Annotated in this window: 23 protein-coding genes; 20 read left to right on the forward strand and 3 right to left on the reverse strand. The window is 45.8% G+C overall.

From position 1 onward, the window contains the following. Nucleotides 1–2: 2 nt before the first annotated feature. Nucleotides 3–449 (forward strand): DUF1934 domain-containing protein, encoded by a 447-nt coding sequence (locus tag EAI83_RS04700; RefSeq protein WP_021653071.1) that lies wholly within the window; start codon nucleotides 3–5, stop codon nucleotides 447–449. Between the two features lie 99 nt (nucleotides 450–548). On the opposite strand, the gene EAI83_RS04705 is transcribed toward EAI83_RS04700, so the two are convergent. Further along, nucleotides 549–989 carry a type IV pilin gene (locus EAI83_RS04705; RefSeq protein ID WP_021653070.1) on the reverse strand — a complete coding sequence of 147 codons (441 nt, stop codon included), beginning with the start codon at nucleotides 987–989 and terminating at the stop codon, nucleotides 549–551. A gap of 94 nt (nucleotides 990–1,083) precedes the next feature. On the opposite strand from EAI83_RS04705, the gene EAI83_RS04710 reads away from it, so the two are divergent. The 6 genes from EAI83_RS04710 to glgB all read left to right on the forward strand — a co-directional run bounded on the left by EAI83_RS04710 (nucleotide 1,084) and on the right by glgB (nucleotide 9,420). Further along, entirely contained in the window at nucleotides 1,084–1,287 is a 204-nt protein-coding gene (locus tag EAI83_RS04710; RefSeq protein ID WP_021653069.1) for a hypothetical protein, read from the forward strand. Continuing rightward, complete coding sequence (locus tag EAI83_RS04715) at nucleotides 1,238–2,722, forward strand: polysaccharide deacetylase family protein (RefSeq protein ID WP_330547762.1); 1,485 nt, start codon at nucleotides 1,238–1,240, stop codon at nucleotides 2,720–2,722. Before EAI83_RS04710 ends, EAI83_RS04715 begins: the two co-directional genes overlap by 50 nt. A gap of 53 nt (nucleotides 2,723–2,775) precedes the next feature. Next, on the forward strand, nucleotides 2,776–4,275 hold the full coding sequence (locus tag EAI83_RS04720) for a polysaccharide deacetylase family protein (protein WP_227574305.1): 1,500 nt from the start codon (nucleotides 2,776–2,778) through the stop codon (nucleotides 4,273–4,275). 78 nt (nucleotides 4,276–4,353) lie between these two features. Next, on the forward strand, nucleotides 4,354–5,688 hold the full coding sequence (tig, locus tag EAI83_RS04725) for a trigger factor (RefSeq protein WP_129974693.1): 1,335 nt from the start codon (nucleotides 4,354–4,356) through the stop codon (nucleotides 5,686–5,688). Nucleotides 5,689–5,915: 227 nt separating this feature from the next. Further along, nucleotides 5,916–7,322: a polysaccharide deacetylase family protein gene (locus EAI83_RS04730; RefSeq protein ID WP_015525358.1), complete on the forward strand. Its 1,407-nt coding sequence runs from the start codon at nucleotides 5,916–5,918 to the stop codon at nucleotides 7,320–7,322. A 211-nt stretch (nucleotides 7,323–7,533) separates the two neighbouring features. Next, complete coding sequence (gene glgB / locus EAI83_RS04735) at nucleotides 7,534–9,420, forward strand: 1,4-alpha-glucan branching protein GlgB (RefSeq protein ID WP_110104071.1); 1,887 nt, start codon at nucleotides 7,534–7,536, stop codon at nucleotides 9,418–9,420. Between the two features lie 149 nt (nucleotides 9,421–9,569). On the opposite strand, the gene EAI83_RS04740 is transcribed toward glgB, so the two are convergent. Beyond that, on the reverse strand, nucleotides 9,570–11,204 hold the full coding sequence (locus EAI83_RS04740) for a CapA family protein (RefSeq protein ID WP_243113443.1): 1,635 nt from the start codon (nucleotides 11,202–11,204) through the stop codon (nucleotides 9,570–9,572). 730 nt (nucleotides 11,205–11,934) lie between these two features. Between EAI83_RS04740 and EAI83_RS04745 the strand changes: the two genes are divergently transcribed. The 6 genes from EAI83_RS04745 to EAI83_RS04770 all read left to right on the forward strand — a co-directional run bounded on the left by EAI83_RS04745 (nucleotide 11,935) and on the right by EAI83_RS04770 (nucleotide 15,659). Then, complete coding sequence (locus EAI83_RS04745) at nucleotides 11,935–12,294, forward strand: hypothetical protein (RefSeq protein WP_118607949.1); 360 nt, start codon at nucleotides 11,935–11,937, stop codon at nucleotides 12,292–12,294. A 305-nt stretch (nucleotides 12,295–12,599) separates the two neighbouring features. Beyond that, nucleotides 12,600–13,031, forward strand: coding sequence for an IS200/IS605 family transposase (gene tnpA / locus EAI83_RS04750; RefSeq protein WP_118607967.1), 432 nt, complete (start codon nucleotides 12,600–12,602; stop codon nucleotides 13,029–13,031). Nucleotides 13,032–13,076: 45 nt separating this feature from the next. Continuing rightward, nucleotides 13,077–14,405, forward strand: a complete 1,329-nt coding sequence (locus EAI83_RS04755) for an IS200/IS605 family element transposase accessory protein TnpB (protein WP_118607948.1) — start codon at nucleotides 13,077–13,079, stop codon at nucleotides 14,403–14,405. A 265-nt stretch (nucleotides 14,406–14,670) separates the two neighbouring features. Next, nucleotides 14,671–14,892 carry a hypothetical protein gene (locus EAI83_RS04760; RefSeq protein ID WP_118607947.1) on the forward strand — a complete coding sequence of 74 codons (222 nt, stop codon included), beginning with the start codon at nucleotides 14,671–14,673 and terminating at the stop codon, nucleotides 14,890–14,892. Between the two features lie 66 nt (nucleotides 14,893–14,958). Then, a complete protein-coding gene (locus tag EAI83_RS04765) occupies nucleotides 14,959–15,378 on the forward strand; it encodes an acyl-CoA thioesterase (protein WP_227588844.1) in 420 nt (139 codons plus the stop codon). Further along, complete coding sequence (locus tag EAI83_RS04770) at nucleotides 15,378–15,659, forward strand: hypothetical protein (protein ID WP_015525365.1); 282 nt, start codon at nucleotides 15,378–15,380, stop codon at nucleotides 15,657–15,659. The genes EAI83_RS04765 and EAI83_RS04770 overlap by 1 nt, the downstream gene beginning before the upstream one ends. 10 nt (nucleotides 15,660–15,669) lie before the next feature. On the opposite strand, the gene EAI83_RS04775 is transcribed toward EAI83_RS04770, so the two are convergent. Beyond that, nucleotides 15,670–17,442, reverse strand: coding sequence for a DUF885 domain-containing protein (locus tag EAI83_RS04775; protein WP_242981938.1), 1,773 nt, complete (start codon nucleotides 17,440–17,442; stop codon nucleotides 15,670–15,672). 168 nt (nucleotides 17,443–17,610) lie between these two features. Between EAI83_RS04775 and trxB the strand changes: the two genes are divergently transcribed. From trxB to EAI83_RS04805, 7 genes are all read left to right on the forward strand, one after another. Then, on the forward strand, nucleotides 17,611–18,549 hold the full coding sequence (trxB, locus tag EAI83_RS04780; RefSeq protein WP_129974695.1) for a thioredoxin-disulfide reductase: 939 nt from the start codon (nucleotides 17,611–17,613) through the stop codon (nucleotides 18,547–18,549). Then, the gene (locus EAI83_RS17480; RefSeq protein WP_243113444.1) at nucleotides 18,536–18,820 is read left to right on the forward strand and encodes a LacI family DNA-binding transcriptional regulator; all 285 of its coding nucleotides are present in this window, start codon (nucleotides 18,536–18,538) and stop codon (nucleotides 18,818–18,820) included. Before trxB ends, EAI83_RS17480 begins: the two co-directional genes overlap by 14 nt. An 18-nt stretch (nucleotides 18,821–18,838) precedes the next feature. Continuing rightward, a complete protein-coding gene (locus EAI83_RS04785; protein ID WP_243113445.1) occupies nucleotides 18,839–19,573 on the forward strand; it encodes a substrate-binding domain-containing protein in 735 nt (244 codons plus the stop codon). Nucleotides 19,574–20,007: 434 nt separating this feature from the next. Continuing rightward, nucleotides 20,008–21,039, forward strand: a complete 1,032-nt coding sequence (locus EAI83_RS04790; RefSeq protein WP_114001922.1) for a PTS mannose/fructose/sorbose transporter subunit IIAB — start codon at nucleotides 20,008–20,010, stop codon at nucleotides 21,037–21,039. A 50-nt stretch (nucleotides 21,040–21,089) separates the two neighbouring features. Beyond that, on the forward strand, nucleotides 21,090–21,905 hold the full coding sequence (locus tag EAI83_RS04795; protein WP_129974696.1) for a PTS mannose/fructose/sorbose/N-acetylgalactosamine transporter subunit IIC: 816 nt from the start codon (nucleotides 21,090–21,092) through the stop codon (nucleotides 21,903–21,905). After that, on the forward strand, nucleotides 21,902–22,732 hold the full coding sequence (locus EAI83_RS04800; RefSeq protein ID WP_021651182.1) for a PTS system mannose/fructose/sorbose family transporter subunit IID: 831 nt from the start codon (nucleotides 21,902–21,904) through the stop codon (nucleotides 22,730–22,732). Before EAI83_RS04795 ends, EAI83_RS04800 begins: the two co-directional genes overlap by 4 nt. A 191-nt stretch (nucleotides 22,733–22,923) precedes the next feature. Further along, on the forward strand, nucleotides 22,924–24,603 hold the full coding sequence (locus tag EAI83_RS04805) for a glycoside hydrolase family 13 protein (protein WP_129974697.1): 1,680 nt from the start codon (nucleotides 22,924–22,926) through the stop codon (nucleotides 24,601–24,603). Nucleotides 24,604–24,675: the final 72 nt, after the last annotated feature.

Consider the following 24,675-nt stretch of genomic DNA (forward strand, 5'->3'; position numbering starts at 1 on the left):
GAATGCAGAAAGAAGTTTTGATCCATGTAAGAGGGCTTCAGATGATGGATGCACAGGGGGATCAGGAACCTATAGAGATCATTGTTCCGGGACAGTATTATTTCCGCAATGGTTCTCATTATCTCAGATATGAGGAACTGCTGGATGAAACAGCAGAACCCACCATCAATTACATAAAAGTATCCGGAAAGGGTCTGGAGGTCAGCAAGAAGGGACTGGTCAATGTACACATGGTATTTGAACAGGGCAAAAAAAACATGACCTATTATACTACCCCTTACGGAACACTTCAGATGGGAATCTCAGCTACGAATCTGGAGCTGACGGAAAGCGAAGAGAACCTTCAGATCAAAGCAGATTATGCGCTGGATATGAATGAAGAACATGTGGCAGACTGCTATCTGGCGATCCAGGTACAGCCAAGAGACTGCAAGGATTTTGTTTTATAGATCCTGCAGAAAATAAAAGATATATAATTACACTACATAAGAACAGCCGCCATGCATCAGAGGAATTCCTGAAAGCATGGCGGCTGTTTTGGATTCTGATCATTTACGGAATCTTGCGAGGAAGCCTTTTTTCTTCTTCTGTGGTGCTTCGAGAGAACCACGGATTCCTTTTACGCCAACGATGTAAAGACCGCTGACTTCAGCTTTGATCTCTTTTTTGACCGGGATCAGATCAAAAACTTTTTCATCTGCAATAAGGATGTTGATCTTCGGACCGACTTTGGCTTTTACGATCGGAAGCTTGGACCGGCGCATAAGCTTAGGTGTCTGGTCGATGACCATCTGTGGAAGTCCGGAATCTTTCAGCGGCATCCGTTTTTTATCGATGACCAGCATGGAAACTGTCTGTTTGTTAGCCTGGATCTGAGCCTGCTGTTCGTCCTGTTTTTTCTGAGCTTTTTTTCCGAAGAAATAGAGTGCGATCACTGCTGCGATCAGAATAACGAGGATGACCAGAAGAACGATGGTAACTGTACTCATTTGAGAATCCCCCTGTATATATATTTGTTTCGCAATCGGTTACATTACGCAAACAACATTTTAGCATTGTTTCGTCAAAAAGGCAATTAAAAAAGTGAAAAAGACAGGTGGAACGGTGGAAATTTCAGCAGTTACCAGTTATAATGATTACGATGCAGTTCATCTGTGTATGCTGCAGAGAATACAGGACATAACTATCTTTGAGCTAACATATGTAATGGATAAACCAGAGATGGAGGAAATATTATATGAAAGAGAAAAAGCCCGGGGGAACCCGACCGGAAATGGGGACTCCTGAGTACGAAGAATGGCGGAAAGAGGTATTGAAACGCCGCAGAAAGCGCCAGCTGAAGGAACGCAGAAAACGTCTGGCCATCATAACAGCGGCAATGATCGTCGCAGTCGGGGCATCAGTAGGGGTCGGTGCGCTGAAGGGCAGAAGTGAGAAGGCTTCAAAAGAGAAGATGGTTTCTTCTGACAAACAGAAAGAACAGACCGTTTCCGGAGAAAAAGCTTTAGAAGCAGGTACTAAAAATACAGAGACCACTTCCAAAGATACTCTCGCAGAGGCAGAGCTTCTGGCCAGTCAGTATAACTATGACAAAGCTATCGATCTTCTGAAAAAGGCTCCGTCCTATGATTCGGATAAGAAGATGCAGGCAGCTGCAAAAAAATACGAAGACATAAAAGCAACCTGTACGGCATGGCCCCTTGAAAAGGTGACACATGTCTTTTATCATATTCTGATCAAGGATCCATCCAAAGCGTTTGACGGAGACTACAAAGAAGCAGATTATAATCAGGTCATGACAACCATTGATGAGTTTAACAAGATCACGCAGACCATGTATGACAAGGGCTATGTGATGGTAAGCATCAAGGACATGGCAAAGGCAGACGACAACGGGAACATCACAGAGGGAGAGATCCTTCTTCCGCCTGGGAAAACGCCGTTTGTCCTCTCACAGGATGATGTATGCTATTATCATTACATGGACGGTGACGGCTATGCCACGAAGCTGATCGTGGATGATAAAGGAAAGATCCGCAATGAATATGTGGAAGATGACGGAAGCGTATCCGTGGGAGATTACGACATGGTTCCGCTGATCGACCGTTTTGTGGAAAAGCATCCGGATTTCTCATACCGCGGTGCAAAAGGAATCCTGGCACTTACCGGATACAACGGGATCCTGGGATACCGGACCGACGAAAGCTATGAGACCCGTCCGGCAGATCTGGATGAAAATAAAGTACAGTGGCTGGATGCACATCCGGATTTCAGCCTGGAAAAAGAACGGGCAGCCGCAAAAAAGGTTGCCGATGCCATGAAGGCAGAAGGCTGGGAATTTGCGAGCCATACCTGGGGACATCAGAATGTGGGACAGGTCACACTGGAGAAGCTTCAGGCAGATACCGAACGTTTCAAGAAAAATGTAGATCCGCTGATCGGGGGAACGGATGTTATCATTTTTGCTTTTGGAACCGACATTACCAATGACCAGGAGTATTCCGGGGATAAATTCGAATATTTGAAGGGGCAGGGATATAATTATTACTGCAACGTGGATTCCAGCCAGTATTATGTACAGATCCGGGATCGGTACTTCCGTCAGGGAAGACGAAATCTGGATGGATACCGTATGTATTATAACCCGGAACTGTTATCCGATCTTTTTGACGTAAAAGATGTTTTTGATCCGGCAAGACCGACACCGGTACCGCCGATGTAACGGTCATATCCGGAGATACGAGGGGACTTTTAGAAAGGGGCATATATATTATTATGAAGAAAAAAATTGCAGGTGTACTGACAACAGTGCTTGCGGCGTCACTTCTTGTGGGCGGAAACCATCCGGTCACTGTTCAGGTGGACAATATGATCTCCGGGACACAGGATGACGAGGATACACAGTCTGATGAAGCGGAAGCAGAAGCTGCGGAAGCCGAAGAAGAACAGTCCGAAGAAGCCAAAGTAGCAGCGGATCCGGAGGACCAGCCGGCAGCTACCGAGACACCGAAGGAAGAAAAAAAGGCAGAAAAAGAAACACAGAAAAGGGAAGCTGCCGAGAACAGCTCCGACAGTACTTCCTCAGACGAAAAAACACTTCTCAAAAAAGCCAAAAAACTGGCACAGCAGTATGATTACACCGGCGCGATCTCCGTGTTGAAAAACAACTGGAAATTTGCCACCAGTGACAAGATGCAGGAAGCAGCAGCAGCCTACATGAAAAAAAGAGATGCCTGTGTGGAATATCCACTTGAGAATATCACCCATGTATTTTTTCATTCCCTGATCGTGAATACCTCACTGGCCTTTGACGGAGATTCCGATGAGGCCGGATATAATCAGATGATGACCACAGTCAGCGAGTTCAAAAAAATGCTCCAGATCATGTATGATAAGGGTTACGTACTGGTGAGTCCTCATGATATGGCTGTGATCAATGATGACGGAACCATGAGCAAGGGAAAGATCATGCTGCCGGAAGGCAAGATCCCTTTTGTTCTTTCAGAGGATGACGTCAGCTACTATCATTATATGGACGGAGACGGATTTGCCACAAAGCTGGTGATCGACGACAACGGAGATATCAAATGCGAGTATAAGAAGGCAGACGGTACAGTTGTGACCGGAGATTACGATGTGGTGCCGATCCTGGATTCCTTTATCAAAGAACATCCGGATTTTTCCTATCATGGAAGAAAGGGTATCCTGGCAATGACCGGTTATAATGGTGTTCTGGGCTACCGTACAGATGGGGCATATAAGACCAAGAAGAATCTTCAGGATGACCAGAAGGCTTTTCTCAAGGCCAATCCGGATTTTGACTATGATAAAGAAGTAAAAGCAGCCAAAAAAGTGGCGAAGGCCATGAAAAAGGACGGGTGGGAATTTGCAAGCCATACCTGGGGTCACAGAAACGCTACAAGCTCCACAGCAGCGGAGTTGAAGACCGATAATAAAAAATGGGAAAAATATGTGGCACCCATCCTCGGAAAAACCGATATGATCATTTTTGCCTTTGGTGCGGATATCGGCGACTGGGAAGGATACACCTCGGATAATGAGAAGTATGAGTATTACAAAAGCCGTGGCTACCGCTATTTCTGCAATGTAGATTCCAGTCAGTATTTTGTGCAGATCACAAGTGAATATTTCCGTCAGGGAAGACGGAATCTGGATGGATACAGAATGTATTACAATCCGGATATGCTCAGTGACCTGTTTGATGTATCGGAGGTGTGGGATTCTTCCAGACCGACACCGGTACCGGAAATGTAAGACAGCAAACACACTTTACAAATCTGTATAAAAAAAGATTATAATCGAACCGACAGTACTTGATGAAGGGAGTAGGTTATGAAGAAAAAAGCATATCTCATGGTTCTTGCACTGTGTGCGGCACTGGCGATCACTGCATGTGGCACATCAACAGACCAGAAAGATGACAAAAAACCTGCAGCAGAAGCGCAGGATACAACAGATAAAGAAGATTCCGGATCTGCAGATTCCAAAGAGTCAGAAGAAACGGATTCCAATAAAGACAGCGAAGAGGCAGCCTCCGGAGACACAAGGCTTGTTTCCGTGGATGATGTGAGCAAATATGTGACCATCGGAGAATATAAGGGGCTGACTCTTGATAACACAGTAGAAGCCGTAACCGATGATATGGTTGACGGAAGGATCAAGGAAGAGCTTCAGAACAAGGCTGAGGAAGTAACGGAAGGCAGTGTTCAGAACGGAGATGTGGTTACCATTAATTATGTGGGAACCAAGGACGGAGTGGCTTTTGACGGCGGTACTGCAAATAATTATGAGCTGACCATAGGCTCCGGAACGTTTATCGACGGATTTGAGGACGGGATCATCGGAATGAAAAAAGGTGAGACTAAGGATCTCGATCTGACTTTCCCGAAGGAATACTCTTCGGAAGAGCTGGCCGGACAGGAAGTGGTATTTAAGGTCACTCTGCAGAGCTTTAAGCGTGCACCTGAGCTTACCGATACCTGGGTAGCCAAGAATACAGACTGCAAGAGTGTGGATGATTACAAGAAGGAAATCCGTACTACACTGGAGGATGAAGCGAAGACAAGTGCACAGAACACATTGCGTGAAACTGCATGGAACACAGTGCTCTCAGCATCTGAAGTGAAGGAATATCCACAGGAGGATCTGGATACAGCCAAGACAGAGTTTCGCAGTCTGTATGAGAATTATGCAAAACAGGGTGATATGACGCTGGAGGATTTTGTAAAAGCTCAGGGAATCTCCATGGATGATTTTGAGGAGCAGAGCGGTCAGTATGCGGAGTTTAAAGTAAAGCAGAACCTGATCGTACAGGGGATCATGGATGCGGAGAATATGACACTTGAAGACAAAAAATCTCTCAGTATCCAGGATGAACTGATCAAAGCATACAGTGTGAAGGATCTGGCTGCGCTGGTAGATAAATACGGACAGGCAGCCGTGGATGAATCCATCGGACTTCTCAGAGTGGAAGATTTTATCCTGGACAATGCAACGGTTGAGGAGAAGGTTTCTGCCGGTGATACCCAGGGAGTAAACGGAGATGATCCTTCCTCGGACGGAAGCAGTGCGGAAGGTACCGTGGATGAAGAGCTGGAAGCGGCAGAGGCTACAGATATGGTGCCGGAAGACGGCGAGGCGGATCAGGATGCAGCGGGTCAGGAGTGATCTGACAGTATCAGCAGCTAAAAAAGTGTGGTGCCCGGAATGTGTTTCGGGTACCATTTTTTTTACATGTGCATCGCGAAGTGTGTTACTGAGAACGGAGTGAACAGTAACAAATTAAGAGATTCTTTCGGGAATTTCCATTGTATTTAAGCGTTAAATGCGGTATGATTAAAGACAGACATTAAATATCAAAGAAAGATATGAGTATATAAACGGGGATGTAAAAAATGGACAAAAGAGTTTTGCGTGAGAGGATGCGCAGAAAACAGCAGCAGTTAAGACGGCGGCGGATGATGAAGCGGATAACCTGTGTAGTTGCGGCGATTCTTCTGCTGGTTTTTGTTGTTCGAGGGGTAATTCTTCCCATCGTCAACCATGCAGGCGGCGGAAGCAATAAGGATGCGGAGACAGTAAATGTCCAGGCAAATACCGCCGGAGCTTCCACAGGCAGCAGTACGAAGGACGGTACGGCATCGACGGATACGGCTGCTTCGGATACAGACAGCGCGGATTCCGGTACGGATGCAACGGTGATGCCGGTAAAGGGCAGTGCAGCAGGCGAAAGGCTTTCTGTTATGACTCCGGGATGGCATGAGGATTCTACAGGAAAGTGGTATCAGAATCCGGATGGTACATATTATGTAAATGGTTTTGCGGATATTGACGGAACAACATACAGCTTTGATAAAAAGGGATACATGCAGACCGGATGGGTGGAGAAAGGTGTGAAGGACTATTATTTTAATGAGGATGGCTCTTATGATCCTTCCAAGAAGCGCCCGATGATCGCTCTGACCTTTGATGATGGTCCTGGAGAGTATACAGAGACACTTCTTGATACTGTTGAGAAATACAATATCCATGTTACGTTCTTTATGCTGGGACAGAATGTGGAGGGCCGTGAATCTACCATACAGCGAATGGTAAAGCTTGGCTGCGAGATCGGTAACCATACCTGGGATCATCCGGAACAGACACTGCCGAATATGGATCTGGATTCTGTTATGCAGGAGTTCCAGAAGACGGATGATGCACTGGTAAAAGCCTGTGGGCAGGCATCAACGGTATGTCGTGCACCGTATGGCGCGATCACAGATGAGCAGATGAGTGCAGTTGGCAAGCCTTTCTTCATGTGGTCTACGGATTCTCTGGACTGGAAGCTGATGGATGCGGATGCAGATTATAACCAGATCATGAATGATTCCTCACTGGGAGACGGTTCTATCATCCTGATGCATGATATTCATGAACCATCTGTGAAGTGTGCCACAGAGAAGCTGATCCCGGCACTGATCGACCAGGGATATAAGCTTGTAACAGTCAGCGAGCTTGCAGAAGCGAAGGATGTTACGTTACAGAGTGCTTCCTATTCTGACTTCTGGGACAGCTCTCTTCAGGCTGGTCGTGTTGCAGGATATGCAGGAAATTCCAGCGATTCAGAGGATTCCTCTGAGGATGGCTCCGATGGAAGCGATTCTTCTGACGGATCGGATGTCAGTGACGGATCTTCCGATGAAGGGGACTATTCCGATGGTTCTGACGAAAGTGATTATTCGGATGGATCTTCCGATGATGGAAGCTATGATGATGGTTCCTACGACGAATCTTATGACGATGGAAGCGAAGAATATTAAAAAATGACAGGAGAGACCTGAATGACAAAATGTGCGTCATTCAGGTCTCTTTTTTGACTTTATCTGACACTGTCGGATAATAGACACATATTAGCCGGAGAGGGTTTTTCCTTGACTGAAAATATGGGGATTGGTATAATTATAGAATAAAAAATTCCACTTAAAATTGGGGAATGGACGGTGGCAGAACTATAAAGGGAGGTACCTGAAAATGGGAAAGAAATTACAATTTACGGAGCTTGACCAGTATCTGTTTGGTCAGGGCACGAATTATGATATTTACAGGAAGCTGGGAGCACATCCAGATACGCAGAACCGAAAAAAGGGGGTTTATTTTGCAGTGTGGGCACCTAATGCACAGGCGGTTTCTGTTATAGGTGAATTCAACGAATGGGATACGGAGAAGAATCCCATGAAAAAAGTTGGACCCATTGGCGTTTATGAGACATTTGTACCGGGAGCGAAGATCGGACAGCTGTATAAATTTTACATTACAGGTGCACATGGTGAGGAGCTTTACAAGGCAGATCCATATGCCAATGCCGCTGAAATGCGTCCCGGAACAGCTTCTCGTATTACAGATATCACCAACTATAAATGGAAAGATGATACTTGGATGAAAAATCGCGAGAACTTTGATCCGGACACAGGTGCCATGTCTATCTATGAGGTGCATCCGGGTTCCTGGATGAAGCATCCGCAGACAGCAGAGGATGAGGATGGTTTCTATTCCTACAGAGAACTGGCGCCGAAGCTTGCACAGTATGTCAAAAAAATGGGATACACCCATGTGGAGCTTATGGGTATCGCAGAGCATCCTTTTGACGGTTCCTGGGGCTATCAGGTAACCGGCTATTACGCACCGACTTCCCGCTACGGAACACCGCAGGATTTCAAATATCTGGTGGATTATCTTCACCGTCAGAAGATCGGTATCATTCTTGACTGGGTACCGGCACATTTTCCGAAGGATGCACACGGACTGGTTAACTTTGACGGAACTGCTGTATATGAGCATGCAGATCCGAGACAGGGTGAGCATCCGGATTGGGGAACCAAGATCTACAATTACGGACGTCCGGAGGTGAAGAATTTCCTGATCGCAAACGCTCTTTACTGGGTAGAGGAATGCCACGTTGATGGTCTTCGTGTAGATGCGGTTGCATCCATGCTCTACCTGGATTACGGTAAGAAAGACGGTGAGTGGATCGCCAATAAATACGGCGGAAACAAGAATCTGGAGGCTATTGAATTTTTTAAGCATCTGAATACCGTTGTTCTCGGAAGAAATCATGGAACTGTCATGATCGCAGAGGAATCTACCGCATGGCCGATGGTAACAGGTAAGGCAGAAGACGACGGGCTTGGATTCTCTCTGAAGTGGAATATGGGCTGGATGAACGACTTCCTGGAATACATGAAGCTGGATCCATATTTCCGTAAATTTAATCATAATAAGATGACATTTTCTATGACTTATGCATACAGTGAGAAATATGTTCTGGTTCTGTCTCATGATGAGGTAGTACATCTGAAGTGTTCTATGCTGGAGAAGATGCCAGGAGAGCTGGATGATAAATTCAAGAACCTGAAGGCCGGATATACTTTTATGTTCGGGCATCCGGGTAAGAAGCTTCTGTTTATGGGACAGGATTTCGGACAGCTGCGTGAGTGGAGTGAGGCCAGAGAGCTTGACTGGTATCTTCTTGGCGAAGAAAATCATCAGAAGCTGCAGCAGTATGTCAGTGATCTTCTGCATATCTACCGCAAATATCCGGCACTTTACGGTGCAGATAATGATCCATCTGCATTTGAGTGGATCAATGCCAACGATGGCGACAGAAGTATCTTCAGCTTTGTGAGAAAATCTCCTACAAGACGTAATAATATCCTGATAGTATGCAACTTTACACCGGTAGCACGTCCGGATTACCGTGTAGGCGTTCCGAAGAAAAAACAGTACAAGCTGATCATGGATGAGCAGGGGCTTCTTCCGAAGGGCAAGGTATTTAAAGCCGAAAAGAAAAATTGTGACAACCGGGAATTTTCTTTTGCATATCCGTTGGAAGCTTATGGAGTTGGTATATTTACATACTGATATTCTGTATAGCGAAATCTTTGAAAGAAAATATAAAAGATAAAATAAAAATACCGGAGATCTGTGTACCTTTGAAGTGTTGGCTTCAGAGGTGCCGGATCTCCGGTATTTTATGGATCTGGGTATAAACTGGTTACGAAAAGTTATTGCTATTCTTCGCTATCATCGTAGGAACCATCATCGTAGGAACCATCATCGTAGGAACCATCATCGTAGGAACCGTCGTCAGAGTAACTGTCGTCGTAGGAACCGTCATCCGAGGAGTCGTCTGTGCTGCCTGAGTTATTATCAGCAGAGTTAAAGTCTTCGGAAGTGATGTCAATGCCTTTATCTGCGTAATATTTTTCTGCTGTGATGGAGTCGGTATCTTCTACGACATTTCCGGATGCATCGATCATGTTCAGGTCTGTGTCAATGGTCACATCCAGGAGGTTGGTTCCTGTGGATGGAGTGACATTCATGGACATGATCTCGTTGAACTTCTTTTTCAGGTTGCCAAGAGTGAATACACCGGAGCCAATGTATGACTGTACACCGTTCTGAGATGCAAGTTCTTCTGTGTAATCGGAAAGCATATATGGTCCGAATTCACCGGCATCGCTGTTGTAATGCATGACCAGAGGTTCCACTGTAGGGGTCAGGATCTCAATTGAGGTCTTGCCGTCCTGTACGGTTTTCTGAATGGTGAATTTTGCCATTCCGCCGAGAAGTTCTTCCAGCTTCTGCTGGGTGGATACGAAATTTCCCAGAGAGTAGAAGACTACAGTTTCATTGCCTTTGTCATCAGTAAGGCGGCCATATGGCTGGAGTACATGTGGATGTCCGCCGATGATGACATTTACGCCCTGCTCCATAAGGTAGGCTGCCCACTGTTTTTCGTATTCGTTTGGCATGGTTTCGTCTTCGGTACCCCAGTGTGCTACAAAGATGATGCAGTCGGCCTGCTGTTTTGCTTTCTGGATCATGGCTGTGATCTTGTCTTTGCGGATCATGTCGATCATGTAGTCTTTTCCTTCAATGCCGCCTACGTTTGTGCCGTAGGTGTAATCCAGAAATGCGATCTTGATACCGTTTACTTCACGGATCTTGACGGTGTCGGCATCTTCCTGGGAGTCATGGATCCCCAGAAGTGTGACATCCGGATATTTGGTTTTCCAGAAGTTCAGTGTGTCTGTGAGGAAGCCTTCGCCGAAGTCATCGATGTGGTTGTTGGCGGATTCTACTACGTTGAATCCTGCTTTTATAATGGCGTCTCCTACTTCTGTGGGTGTTGCAAAGGATGGGTAGGAGCTTACGCTGTCATGGTCGGTTGTGAAGACGGTTTCCTGATCGATCATTTTGATGTCTGCGTCCTTGATGGCGTTCTGGATGTGGGTGTAGATCTTGTCGTAGTTCCAGTTGCCGTCAGAGGATGCGCCTGCGTCGATGAGACTCTGGTGATAGAGGTTGTCGCCTACTGCGATGACTGATGCAGTGGTAGTTTCGGCAGTGGTGTCGGCTGCTTCCTGATCGGCCTTGGCTTTGACTGCCGCGGCTTTTTTCTGGGCGTCTATGGCTGGTTTGCGGATGAGGCGGTAGTCCAGCTGATTGAAGAAGAGGACCAGGATCGCAAGGACGATGACGGATGCCATAAGACTTACGCGGGCATTGCTGCGTTCGCGGAAGTTCAGGGGGATGTTGTCCTTGGGGTTGCGCCGGGGTTCTCTGAGGGGATCCGGGGTGGAGCTTTTTTTGAAGACTCCTTTGAGGGAGTCGGGGATTTTGATGTTGGGTGGAAATTTCATTTATGTTTTACCTTGTCTTTCTTTGGATTTTGAATGCGATTGATTGGTGATTGTTCGCTTTGTTATTTTTGATTTTTGTTGTGTGGTTGTATTATAGCAGATTTTTATTTTGGTGGGAAGAGGGTGGTGGGGGTGAACGTACGCCCGAGCCGGGGATGCTGTCTGGTCTGCGGCTTCGTCGGGGGCTGGCTTCTAGGCTGCCGGGAATCTGCTAAAACCGTTTTCCAAAAGTCCGAACTCGCGTCTTGCAGCCGCTCAGACAGCGGACTTTTGAAAAACAACGCAGATTTCCGCCAGCCAAGAATCAGCTCCCCTCCTGCAGAGGCAGACCAGACAGCATCCCCGGCTCGGGCTGTGAGGTTCAAGGCGGTAGGGCTAGGGTGGCTGGGCGGGAGTTGGATGAGCCGTCAGCGCTGCGCTGGACGGCGTGGAGGAAAGGCTGAGTTTCTTTGTGGTTTGATGGGAAGGGGGTGGGCCGAGGCGCTTCGCTGTCGGCTGGGAGTGTGTCGAATTGTGGTGGAATTTTTGGATGGGTTTTGCGTGATTTTTTTTCTGGTGTATGGTATGGTTGGTATATCTTATAAGATCTTTTGTCTGTATGGACATTCTTGGAGCTTCGGGTTCTGAAGCGTTTTCCATTTTTTGTTACTGTGAAGGTTCTGAAAATCCGTTTTATGGGGTTTTTATGTTTTCTTTGTGTGGTATAATTTATATATCAGTAGGAGTGTTAATGAATAACAATACTATATTTGACGATGTTTTCCGGACAATGGTGGAGAAGATGACTTACCTGCTCGTTCCGCTTATCAACGAGGTGTTTCATACCTCATATCCGAAGGATGTGAAGATCGTGCATCTTCGGAATGAGCATCAGCTGGAGGACGGGGAACTGATCACGGATGCCCAGCTTTTGATCGGGGATAAGGTGTATCATATTGAGTGTCAGAGTACGGATGATACTACGATGGCGATCCGAATGTTTGAGTATGATTTTGCGATTGCTTTGGAGAGTAGGACGGAAGTTTTATGTGGAGTTTCCGAGATCATGTGTAATTTATTTAAGATCTACGAAGAATACGCCGGATGTTGAGGAAGTGGAGCTGCTGCTTCCGGATGGGCAGGTGTGTGTATATCGTGTTCCGACGGTGAAGGTGGAGCGTTATACAAAGGATAGCATTTTTGAGAAGAATTTACTGATGTTACTTCCGTTTTATGTAATGAGATACGAGGAGTCGGCGCATATAATAGGTGAGGATTCTGAGAAACTACGAAGATTATTGAATAACTGTGCGTCGCATTCTCGTTACTTCAGTAGTGATGAGTTAGACGCACTATTTTTGAAAATGAACAGAACAAATGTTTGTAAACTCTTCTTGCGTATGGTATAATAAAAACATGGAGAAAAATATATTTAATATCAATAATAATGGACTTTCATATGGTAGAGGATATGTGTATTCACTGCAGTACCATCTGGTATGGTGTACAAAATATCGGAAAAAAGTTTTAAAAGATGGTATTGATGCAGAATGCAAAGAAATGCTCTGTGACCTTGCAGAAGAATATAAATTTCAGATCCTGGCAATGGAGGTTATGCCGGATCATATCCATCTTCTTGTAGACTGCAGACCACAGTTTTATATCTCGGATATGATCAAGATCATGAAGGGGAACATTGCCAGGCAGATGTTTCTTGCGCATCCGGAACTGAAGAAGGAACTTTGGGGAGGGCATCTGTGGAATCCATCTTATTGTGCAGTAACTGTGAGTGACAGGAGCAGGGAACAGGTATGTTCTTATATCGAAGGGCAAAAAGAAAAACAGTAATCTGAAAGAACTCGTTTTTTATATTTGTAAGAAAGAGGAAAAAAGATGAGGACAGTATCCAGTTATGGCGTAGAACTGCGAAAACAGAATATCCCGATCCGCCAGACACTGGATATTTATCGTTCTGCGGTCAGCTGCCTGATTGAGATCTATGCCCAGGCATGGGATGAACTGGCAGTGATCACGGAACCTAAAAAACGTTTCAATACTGCAGAACATCTGGTGCATACCACAAAAAAGAATCAGGCAAGGTTTGATTTTGACCTGCGATTTCCAAAGATGCCTTCTTATCTCAGAAGGGCAGCTATCCAGCATGCCTTGGGAAGCGTATCCTCATATAAGACGAGGCTGGAACTGTGGAAAAAAATGGATAAGAAAGGCGGCACGCCGAAGCTGGTGTGTGGTAATCATGCTATGCCGGTATTTTACCGTGATGTGACGTACCGTGAAGATACGGAGGAAAAAGATGGAGCGTACCTGAAACTTTATGACGGCCATGACTGGAAATGGTTCCGGGTCAGTCTCAGCCATACAGATATGGAATATCTGAGGAAATACTGGGCGGGAAAAAGAACAGCAGCTCCCGTGCTGGAAAAAAGGCATCGTAAATACTTCCTGCGTTTTTCTTATACAGAAGAGGTGCCGATTACAAAGGCACCTGTAAAAGAACAGATCATCTGCAGTGTGGATTTAGGGATCAATACGGATGCAGTCTGCACTATTATGTGGTCAGATGGAACTGTCCTGGGAAGAAAATTTATTGATTTTCCCAGTGAAAAAGACCGGATGTACCGTGTGCTGGGACGGATACGCAGGTTCCAGCGGGAACATGGTCCTGTACAGGTGAAAAGCAGATGGGCTTATGCGAAGCGTCTTAACACAGAACTTGGAAGAAAGATCGCAGGAGCAGTTGCAGGATATGCGGAAGAAAACCACGCGGATGTGATCGTGTTTGAGTATCTGGAAACAAAAGGAAAGATATCCGGAAGAAAGAAACAGAAGCTGCATTTGTGGAGAAAAAGGGATATCCAGAAAAGATGTGAACATCAGGCGCATCGTAGAGGGATGCGGATATCCAGAATCTGTGCGTGGAATACCAGCAGGCTTGCCTATGATGGGTCAGGAACAGTTGTCCGTGATCCGGGCAATCACAGTTTATGTACATTCCAGAATGGAAAAAGATATAACTGTGATCTTTCGGCGTCTTATAATATTGGAGCAAGATATTTTATACGTGAACTCTTAAAACCCTTTCCGGCAACGGAAAGGTCTTTGCTGGAGGCAAAAGTCCCTTCAGTAAAGCGTAGGATCTCATGTGTATATGCGGACTTAAGAGAATTATTTTCAGAAATAGAACTTTTAAGAGCAGCATAAACACAGGCAGATATACAGCGGACTACCTGTGGTGTGGGAACCTGCCATATCTGGCATGGAAAAAGCGCATGACTGCGCATATCCTAAGTTACAGGCGTATCCGTCGATATTTAGCCTTGTCGCTTAAAGCGACTGAGGAGCATGTGACTTTAGTCGTGTGAGATCCACTAGATTAATTGTAAGGATATCAGATTACATTTTCCGAAAAGAAGAAAAAATCAAGTAGAAAGGAGTAGATGAAATTATAGGTGGAAAGGTTTTACAGTTGGAATCGGAACGCTTGTTTGAGCTGGGAGAAGCACGTGGGAAAATTATTGGAAAAGCAGAAGGAAAAGCAGAGGGAAAAGCAGAGGGCGAGGCTATTGGAGAAACGAGGATGAGGATGTTGATCAATCGTTTGATCGCGGATGGTCGAATGGATGAGATTGGGAAAATCATAGACAGTGCGGAGGCTTGCAGGGAGTTGTATAAAGAGTATGGTTTGTGAGAAATAAAGAGGATGTTTTGTTACTGGTGACAAATGTCAGATTTTTACAGAAGAGAGGATATAAACATGGGTGTTTACAGGCGTAAGGCACAGTATCATGAGACGGATCAGATGGGGATCATCCATCATTCCAATTATGTGAAATGGATGGAAGAGGCCCGGATCGATTTCATGAAGGAGTTGGGCTTTGGTTATGGTGAGGTGGAGAAGCGGGGGATTGTTTCTCCGGTTGCAGGGGTTTCAGTTTCTTATAAGAAGCCGGTGCTTTTCGATGATGTAGTTGGGATTTCGGTTTCGGTGAAGAAGTACAGTGGTGTGGTTCTGGAGCTGGCTTATGAGTTTTTTAATGTGACCAGAAGTGAGGTTTGTACAGAGGCTTCCTCGAAGCATTGTTTTACCAGGAATGGGGAGCTGGTTTCTCTGAAAAAAGAGATTCCGGAACTGGATGTGCTGTTCAGAAGCTGTGTGAAGGGGGATCGAGTCTGATGGAAGTTGTGGAGATGCTTGATAATCTGAAGGAAAAGGCCCGCAGGGACCCGGCGCTTCGGGAGATGTTGCTTGCTACCCGCAGGGAGAAAGAGCCGCTGGCTGCTTTCTGTAAGAAGTGCCGGGAGCTTGGGGTTCCGGTTTATGAGATGGATCTGATCGCAGCTGGTGAGGAATTTTATGCAGCGATGAAGAGGAGTACCAATGGCGGCGGAGAGAATTCTCCGATGCTTGAGGGTGAGGATGATTTTTATGAACTGTTTTTTGCTGGGTTGGAGTGAAAAAACAGTTTCAAAATTCCGCATCAATATACTTCTCCAGCACCGGGAACTGTACACCACCGATCTTCAGTACCTGGCTGTGGAAAGCTTTCAGATCAAAGTCCTGGCCAAGGCGGTTCTGTTCGGAAGTGCGTAAGTCCAGAAGGCTTAAGTAGCCCCAGTAGTATTTCAGATAATTTCCCGGGGTTTCCAGGATATACTGGTAGATCTCGGAGACAACGGCGCTGTCTTCGATACCAAAGGCTTTCAGAAAGCTGGCGGCTTCGGCCTGAGTCCAGCCGTTGTAATGGATCTCAATGTCCAGAAGGGAGTACATGCATAAATTGATGCTTCGGTTCAGCCAGGAGATCCTGGCAAGCTCTGTGGCAGAAGGATCCTGAATATAATCGGCGGCGTACTGGTAGGCATAGGGTTCGATGTAGGTGGCCCATCCTTCTGCAAAGCCGGAGGTGCAGAGAAGATTTCGGATGTTGGAGGATTTTTGGCGTTGGAAGGTGACAGTCTGGTAAAGATGCCCCGGGAATCCTTCATGTGCCAGTGTGGTAAAAAGCTCCAGGCCCTGGTAGCCGGCAGCCGGATTTATGTAGATCACATTGGGGGTTCCGGTATCCATAGGTGGGGTGAGATAAAAGGCGGGGCTTAGATATTCTTTCATGGAATCGTGGACTGTGCGGAGCTCAAAGGTGACATCTGTGAGAGGTGGGAAGTCTGTTTGGATCTTCTGCTGCAAGGCATTCAGCATCTGGGCAGGCTTTATTTCTCTGAAAGTGATTCCCCGGCTGAGAGTAGTCAGAAGCTCCGGGTTTTGTCGAAGTATGGTTCCTGCGATGCCAATCTCGTCGGAAAGCTGTCCGGAGAGTCGTTTTTCCATTTGCTTTACAGGAACGTAAGAGCCGGTCTGACTCTGAAGAAGATAGAGATAGTAGGCTTTTCCTCCCTTGAAATAAGTCAGGCCACGAGTGTTTTTTCCTGTGCCACGCAAAGCTTCCAGACCGGTCATAAGTTCCTGATAGGCTGGGATGACTTCTGTTTTCATAAGATTTTGGTGGGTCAGGACCAGAGCGTTCTGCTCTGAGGAAGGAAGTTTTCCATATTCGGATAGCTTTTTCTGGAAAATTTCCAGCATATAATTGTTGTCGGGATTCTGGATAAAAGCACTGCATTGTGCAAGGACCCGGTCCAGGGTAGTATCGCTCATAAAGAAGCCAGCTTCGGATTTCTTTTTTTCAAATTTCAGGATGCTCTGAAAGTATGGGCGGATGGTGGTGAGAAGATTGAGGTAGTCGGTGATATCACGATCTTCATAAAAGGCATATTCCGCCAGAAGAACCGGAAGCTGAGCCTGAATACCAAGACTTGGGCCAAGAGGCTCCTGAAGCAGATAATTGTCGCCCAGTGATTTTTCCGTGTGGTAATAGAGGAGCATGGAGTCCAGCGTCAGCTGATTTTCCGTGGAAAGGCGGCTGTAGCGGAAGGATTTCAGCTTTTTTTCGTACTGGCTGCAGATCTGGTATGTATTTTTCATATCTGTGGGGACAGTGCCAAGAGAAGCTTTTTTTCGCCGGATACCCTGTTTTTCCGGATGTGCCAGGGTATAATGGAGGGTAAGGGTGCTGCCGGAAACTTCATTTTGAAAAACTTTTCCGGAAAAGGCTTCGAATTTTCCGTTTTCTGTGATCCCGTGAGTGGAAAAATAACCGGCAGTAAGGCCGGTGAGAAGTGCCAGGATAAGAAGCAGAGTGATGAAAATAGAAAATTTATTTTTCCTGATTTTAAGAGACATAAGACAGTCTTTCATTACTGTTTACAGACATATACCATGTGGAGAGTGCTGATGGTCTCGAAGCAAACAGTAACGTCCTTTCAGAGTGGCGCTTTGTTCTATCATATTGGAAAATTACGGAATCTATGATATTATGTGAGCGGAAATATACAAAAATGGAGAAATAACATGAGTGATATTTATGATCTTGCAATTTTAGGCGGAGGTCCGGCAGGGATCACGGCAGCGATCTATGCGTCCAGGGCCAGGTTAAATACCATATGGATCGATAAAAACTTTGCACCGGGCGGTCAGGTCACAGCTACCTATGCGGTGGATAATTATCCGGGAATGCCGGGGATATCGGGCATGGATCTCGGAGAAGCCTTTGGGGCGCATGCCCGGAAGCTGGGATTGGAACCGCAGCGAGAGAAGATTCTTTCCCTGGAAAATATTTCCGGAGAGATCAAGACGATTCGTACAAAAAAGCATGAATATCAGGCGAAAGCCCTGATCCTTGCATTTGGGGCAGAGCACCGGAAGCTGGATATCCCGGGAGAGGATGATCTGAGCGGCCTTGGTGTTTCCTACTGCGCTACCTGTGACGGAGCTTTTTATAAGGATCGGACCGCAGTGGTAGTGGGGGGAGGAAACGTGGCAGCAGAGGATGCAGTTTTTCTTTCCGGCCTCTGTGAAAGGGTATATCTTGTTCATCGCCGTGATGCGCTTCGAGCAGATCAGGCACTTCAGGAGAAAGTCTTTGCCTGTGAGAATATAGAAATGGTGTGGGACAGTGTTCCCCTTGAGATCCTGGGACAGGATGAAGTGACCGGTCTTAAGATCCGTAATATAAAAACAAATGAAGAGAGGGAATTGATCGCAGAAGGTGTTTTCATTGCTGTGGGGATCGTTCCTAATACGACACTTGTAAAGGACCAGCTCAAGCTGGATGAAAATGGATATATCTGTGCAGGAGAAGAGGGTGTTACCAGCGCACCTGGGGTTTTTGCAGCGGGGGATATTCGTACCAAGGCACTTCGCCAGATAGTAACTGCTGTTTCAGACGGAGCCAATGCAGTGGCTTCCGCACAGAAATATCTCTGGAGGAAAGATAATGGCAACGATTAAGGAAATCGCGCAAAGAGCAGGCGTGAGTACAACAACTGTTTCCAACGTCATACATGGAAAAACAAAAAAAGTATCTCCTGCCAATATTCAGAAGATCGAGAATCTTATCCGAGAGATGGGGTATGTCCAGAAAATGGGACTGAGAGTTCTGAATAAAGAAAAATCCCAGCTGATCGCAGTTGTGATCAATTATCATAAAGACTTCAAGGATTCTATCATCGGAGATCCTTTTTATGGAAAGATCATCGGTTTTATCGAGAAATACGTGTAGGAACTGGGATATTATCTGATGCTGTATTCTGCAAAGGATACAGATAAGATATTCCATATGGTCATGGGCTGGGATGTAGATGGTGTTATTGCCATTTCCTTCAGCAAAAGCAACTGCGAAAAAATCTATCAGCTGATCAACAAACCGATCGTTTCTATTGATGCATATGGTGAGCTTGATGCAGGCCAGGAAAACCATGTCCTGAATATTGGACTGGACGACGAAAGTGGCGGCTATCTTATGACAAAATATCTTCTGGAATGCGGCTATGAGCATATCCAGGTTTGCGCAGGCCGTGATAATGGTGTGGATCATCTTCGTTACATGGGCGCTCAGCGGGCGGCGAAGGATTTTGCAAAGAAAAAGCAGAAGGTGCAGTTTACCGCTCTTGGAATGAATTACGCCAAACGAAAAGAAAGCTATGCGTGGCTGCTCCAGCGGAAAAAACCAAAGGCCGCACTGTTTTTCCTGTCGGACCTCTATGCATTGGAGGCTATCAGCTTTTTCAGCAGTCGTGGAGTAAAGATTCCGGAGGAGATCGGAATTGCAGGATACGATAACATCAGCTATGCGGAATTTTCCGTGCCTCGTCTGACTACTATCAGTCAGAATGTGGAGCAGAAGGCGTCTCTTGCAGTGGAAATTCTGATGGAACGGATCAATGGAGTGGAAAAAGAGCGTGAAAATGAGATCATGCTTCCGGTCACGCTGATCCCCAGGAGATCTGTACAGCCGCAGCATGAGGAAAAGTAAGTCTGCAGAGAATGTACCTGATCTGATCAGGGGGGTAGATACGAGAAGTCACTGCAGAACTGTGAAAAATAGAAAATCGGGACTTTCAATATAGTAAGAGTACAGAGAAAGAGTACAGAAAATCTGAGATATAAAGATATCAAAAGCCGAAATATACGGGAACTGTCAGTGTCTGACAGTCAGAGTATTTTCGGCTTTTTGTAAATTTACCTGAAATCGTAAAAGAGTTATCCTGTGTAGGTTCGTGCTGAAGATGTGGATAATAAGCATTTGCTGTTCTATGTGAAACCTGCACAAAACTATGATTTTGAACTTGTTACAATGATAGGTTATGTACATAACCTATTTACACAGCCTAACTTTGATGATATAGTGTGAGCGCAAAGGTTAGGTACATAACCAAAGGGAAAGAGTACAGAAGGAATGAATACCAGATGAAACAGATTCTGATCGCCACACATGGAAAAATGGCCTCCGGCATTCGTTATACAGCAGAGCTGATCGTTGGAAAAATGGATGAGATCACAACCATCGACGCTTATGTGACACCGGAAGACAATGTGGAGAAAAAGTTTGAAGAATATTTCGCACAGCATGAAAACGACAGGATTTTCGTTTTCACAGATCTGATGGGAGGAAGCGTAAATCAGAAGCTTCTGGGATACAGCCAGAAAGAAAATGTTACGCTGATCACAGGAACCAACCTTCCGGTCCTGATGCAGGTCATGATGGCGGATGACGATGTGACAGAGGAGGAGATCCAGGAGTTTATCGATGATGCCAGAGAAGAGCTTCAGATGGTAGACCTTGGCGGTGGAAAGAAATCCACATCTGAAAAAAATGCTGAAGAAGATAATGCACAGGGTATCGAAAATACTGCGCAGATTTCAGAAGGTGCTGCATCGTATGCAAAAAAATCCGCACCGAAAAAAGCTCTGGCTCCCCAGTCCTATGACAATTCCACAGCAAAGATCACCGCACTTCGTGTAGATGACCGTCTGATCCACGGACAGGTTGCCATGACCTGGACCAAACAGCTGGCTGTACAGGGAATCGTGGTAGCTAACGACGAGGCAGCTAACGATAACACCCAGAAGATGGCATTGAAAATGGCCGTACCGGGCGGAATCAAATCGCTGATCAAACCGGTGGATGAAGCCATTCGTATCTTAAACAATCCGAAGGCATCCAGGATGCGTATTCTGGTTCTGACAAGAACGGTAAAGGATGCTCTGAAGATAAGACAAAGTGTTGGTGAGATCGGATTCCTCAATGTAGGAAATACGGGACGTTTTGATGGAATCGATGTTTCCGAGAAGCTTGTCCTGACCCCGACTATCATGCTGACAAAAGCAGAACAGCAGGCACTGAAAGAGCTGGTGGCTCTTGATCCGAAGGCCTGTATGCAGCAGGTACCCAATGATGAGCAGAAGCTTGTGAAGGATGTACTGGACAAGCTTGACTGACATCCACTGAATAAATAAAACGTAGCACAAAAAAGGGAGGAAAGAAAAAAATGTTAAACGCATTTCTTGTAGCACTTGCTGTATTTATCTGTGTCGGCGGTGCAGAGCTGGTCGGATTTACTATGCTGAACCGTCCGATCGTCATCGGGCCACTGGTAGGTCTGTTTCTTGGAGATCTTCATACAGGAGTGATCATCGGAGCTTCACTGGAAGCCGTATTTATGGGAGTTGTAAACATCGGAGGTGCTTCCGCGGCAGAACCCGGAATCGCCACAGCCGTAGGAACTGCTTTTGCCATCATGCTGGGCAAAGGTTCTGAGGTAGCCCTGACACTTGCACTTCCAATCGGTATCCTTGGTCTTCAGATCAAGACCGTTCTCTATATTTTTATTGTAGGTATGTTTGCAAAAACCTTCGACCGTCTGGCGGCAGAAGGAAAAGAAAAACAGATCGTTGCTCTTCACTATGGGCTCTGGGCTGTAAACTGGTTTTTATATTCCCTGTTCGCATTTTTCGGGATCCTGTTCGGATCTGATGCAGTCAGTGCACTTCTGGATGCCATCCCGGATGTTGTTATGAATGGTCTGACAGTTTGCGGCGGACTTCTTCCGGCAGTAGGTATGGCAATGTTGATGAAGATGCTCTGGGATAACAAGATCTGTATGTTTTATTTCCTGGGCTTTGTCCTTGCAGCATACTTAAAGCTTCCGCTGATCGCTCTTGCCGTGATCGGTGTGATCATTGCCATTTCCATTGGTATGAATGATTACAAGCTGAACCAGCTTGCGGCGCAGAGAGTGGCAGCTTCACCGGTCGGTGGTTCTGACGAATATCTTGATGAAGAAGAGGAGGAATTTTTCTCATGAGTAATTTAACGAAATCCATTCCAGCAGATGAAAGAAAAATGCTGAGAAAAGCGTTCTGGCGTTCCTTCACTCTGTATGCGGCAGTAAGCCCGGCAAAACAGGGAGCTTCCGGTTTCTGCTATTCCCTGATGCCTTTTATCAATAAATTTTACAAAAACGATGAGGAAGGCAAAAAAGCTGCCCTCACAAGAAGTATGTCTTACTTCAATACAACCATCACCTTATCTACATTCATCATGGGTCTTGTGGCATCCATGGAGAAGAAAAACAGCGAGCAGAAGGATTTTGATGCAAGCTCCATCAATGCGGTGAAATCTTCCCTGATGGGACCTCTGGCCGGTATCGGTGATTCCATTTTCTGGGGCGTTCTCCGTGTAATCGCAGCCGGAATCGCAGTAGGACTTGGTGCATCCGGAAACGTTCTGGCACCGATCGTGTTCCTGCTTCTTTTCAACATTCCGTCTATTCTTGTGAAATATTACGGAACATTCCTGGGCTACAAGCTTGGTTCTGAATATATTCAGAAGGTTTATGCAAGCGGTCTTATGAACATCCTGACAAAGGCTGCCAGCATTGTAGGTCTGATCATGGTCGGCGGTATGACTGCCAGCATGGTAACCTTTAACTCCACTTATGAACTCACCATGAAGGGTGAATCTGTTCTGAATCTACAGAACATGCTGGACCAGATTTTTATCGGCATTGTTCCTCTTGGACTGACTCTTCTGTGCTACTATCTGCTGAAAAAGAAAAATATCAGCATCACAGTTCTGATCATCGGTGTTATCATCCTGAGCATCCTTCTCTCTCTTCTTGGAATTGCATAAACCTTAAGGATAAAGATCAGAACTATGAAAAGGCGGACCCCAGGTGGTCCGCCTATAAAAAACCTGAAAAAAAGTTATATTGAAATAACTGACTGCAAAAGGGCAGTTGAAGAGTATCTGACGGGATATAAATAAGCGGCAAATACGGATCATAAATATCTGCTCAATGCAAAATAAAGGAGACATAAGAAATGAAAGATTGGTGGAAGAATTCCGTTGTATATCAGATTTATCCAAGAAGCTTTAAGGACTCCAACGGAGACGGCTTCGGCGATCTCCAGGGCATTATTGAAAAACTCCCCTACCTTCAGAACCTTGGGATCGATGTGATCTGGCTCAGCCCTGTTTTTGATTCCCCACAGGACGACAACGGTTACGATATCAGTGATTACCGAAAGATCTATGCAGGTTTCGGAAGTAACGAGGACATGGATGAGCTGATCGGAAAAGCTCATGAGCATGGTATCAAGATCATTCTGGATCTTGTTGTCAACCATACTTCCGATGAGCATGCATGGTTTGTGGAAAGCCGGAAATCAAAAGACAGCAAATACAGTGATTATTATATCTGGAAGGATCCGAAAGCAGACGGCAGTGAGCCAAACAACTGGGGCTCCAGCTTCTGTGGAAGTGCCTGGGAATATGATGAAGAGCGCGGCCAGTATTACCTTCATTTTTACAGCAGAAAACAGCCGGATCTCAATTGGGAAAATGAAACCGTCCGTAAGGAAATCTATGATCTGATGAAATTCTGGATGGACAAAGGTGCTGACGGATGGCGCATGGATGTGATCGCATCTATCTCCAAGGATCAGTCCTTCCCGGATTACCCGAAAACGGATGGTCGCAAGTATTATACAGGAAAATATCACAGCAACGGACCAAGACTTCATGAGTTTATCCATGAGATGAACCGGGAGGTGCTTTCAAAATATGACTGTATGACGGTAGGTGAGGCGCCGGGCTCCACACCGGAGGTTGCAAGACTGTTTACAGATCCGGAGCGTGAGGAACTGAATATGATCTTCACATTTGAGCATATGAACATCGACCGTATTCCGGGCTCTGTAAACCGAAAGTGGGAATTGAAGCCTTTTGATCTCCGTGATCTGAAACGTGTTATGAGTGAGTGGCAGAACAAGCTTTATAACAAGGGCTGGAATGCTCTGTATTTTGAAAATCATGACCAGCCACGTGTGATCTCCAGATGGGGAAATGACACTACTTACCGCGAGGAATGTGCAAAGGCTTATGCTACCGTTCTCCATGGTATGCAGGGAACTCCTTATGTATATCAGGGAGAGGAGATCGGTATGACAAACGTGCAGTTCCCGCTGGAGGAGTACGAGGATATCGAGGTTCGTAATGCATATCAGGATCTTGTCGTTAAGAACAAAACCATTTCTGAGGATGATTTCCGCAAGGCAGTATGGAACAAGAGTCGTGACAATGCCAGGGTTCCTATGCAGTGGGATGACAGCGAAAATGCAGGATTTACAACCGGTAAGCCATGGTTCCGCCTTTCTGATCGTTACCAGGAGATCAATGTAAAAAAAGCTCTGGAAAAAAATGATTCCGTGTTTTATTATTATAAGGATCTGATCTGTCTTCGTCATGAGGAAGAACTTCTTACAGAAGGTGACTATCAGCTCCTTCTTCCGGAAGACGAGAAGATCTTTGCATATTTAAGAACTTCCGACAAAGAGCAGTGGATCGTGGTGGCAAACCTTTCTGAGGATACGGTAAGTACAGAAGGTCTTGCAAAATATGTGTCCGATAAAGAGGATATTAAGATTGCAAACTATAAGGACAGAACAGGGATCAAAGCGGACTTAAGACCGTACGAGGCGTTTATGATGAGGATCCGGTAATTCCTGAGCTGTTGTATATGTAGTAGTAAAGTGGAAGAAAAGTCTCCGCTTTACAGAGAGCAGGTATGAGTA

The sequence above is a fragment of the Blautia sp. aa_0143 genome (assembly GCF_004167315.1).
GTDB lineage: Bacteria > Bacillota > Clostridia > Lachnospirales > Lachnospiraceae > Blautia_A > Blautia_A fusiformis.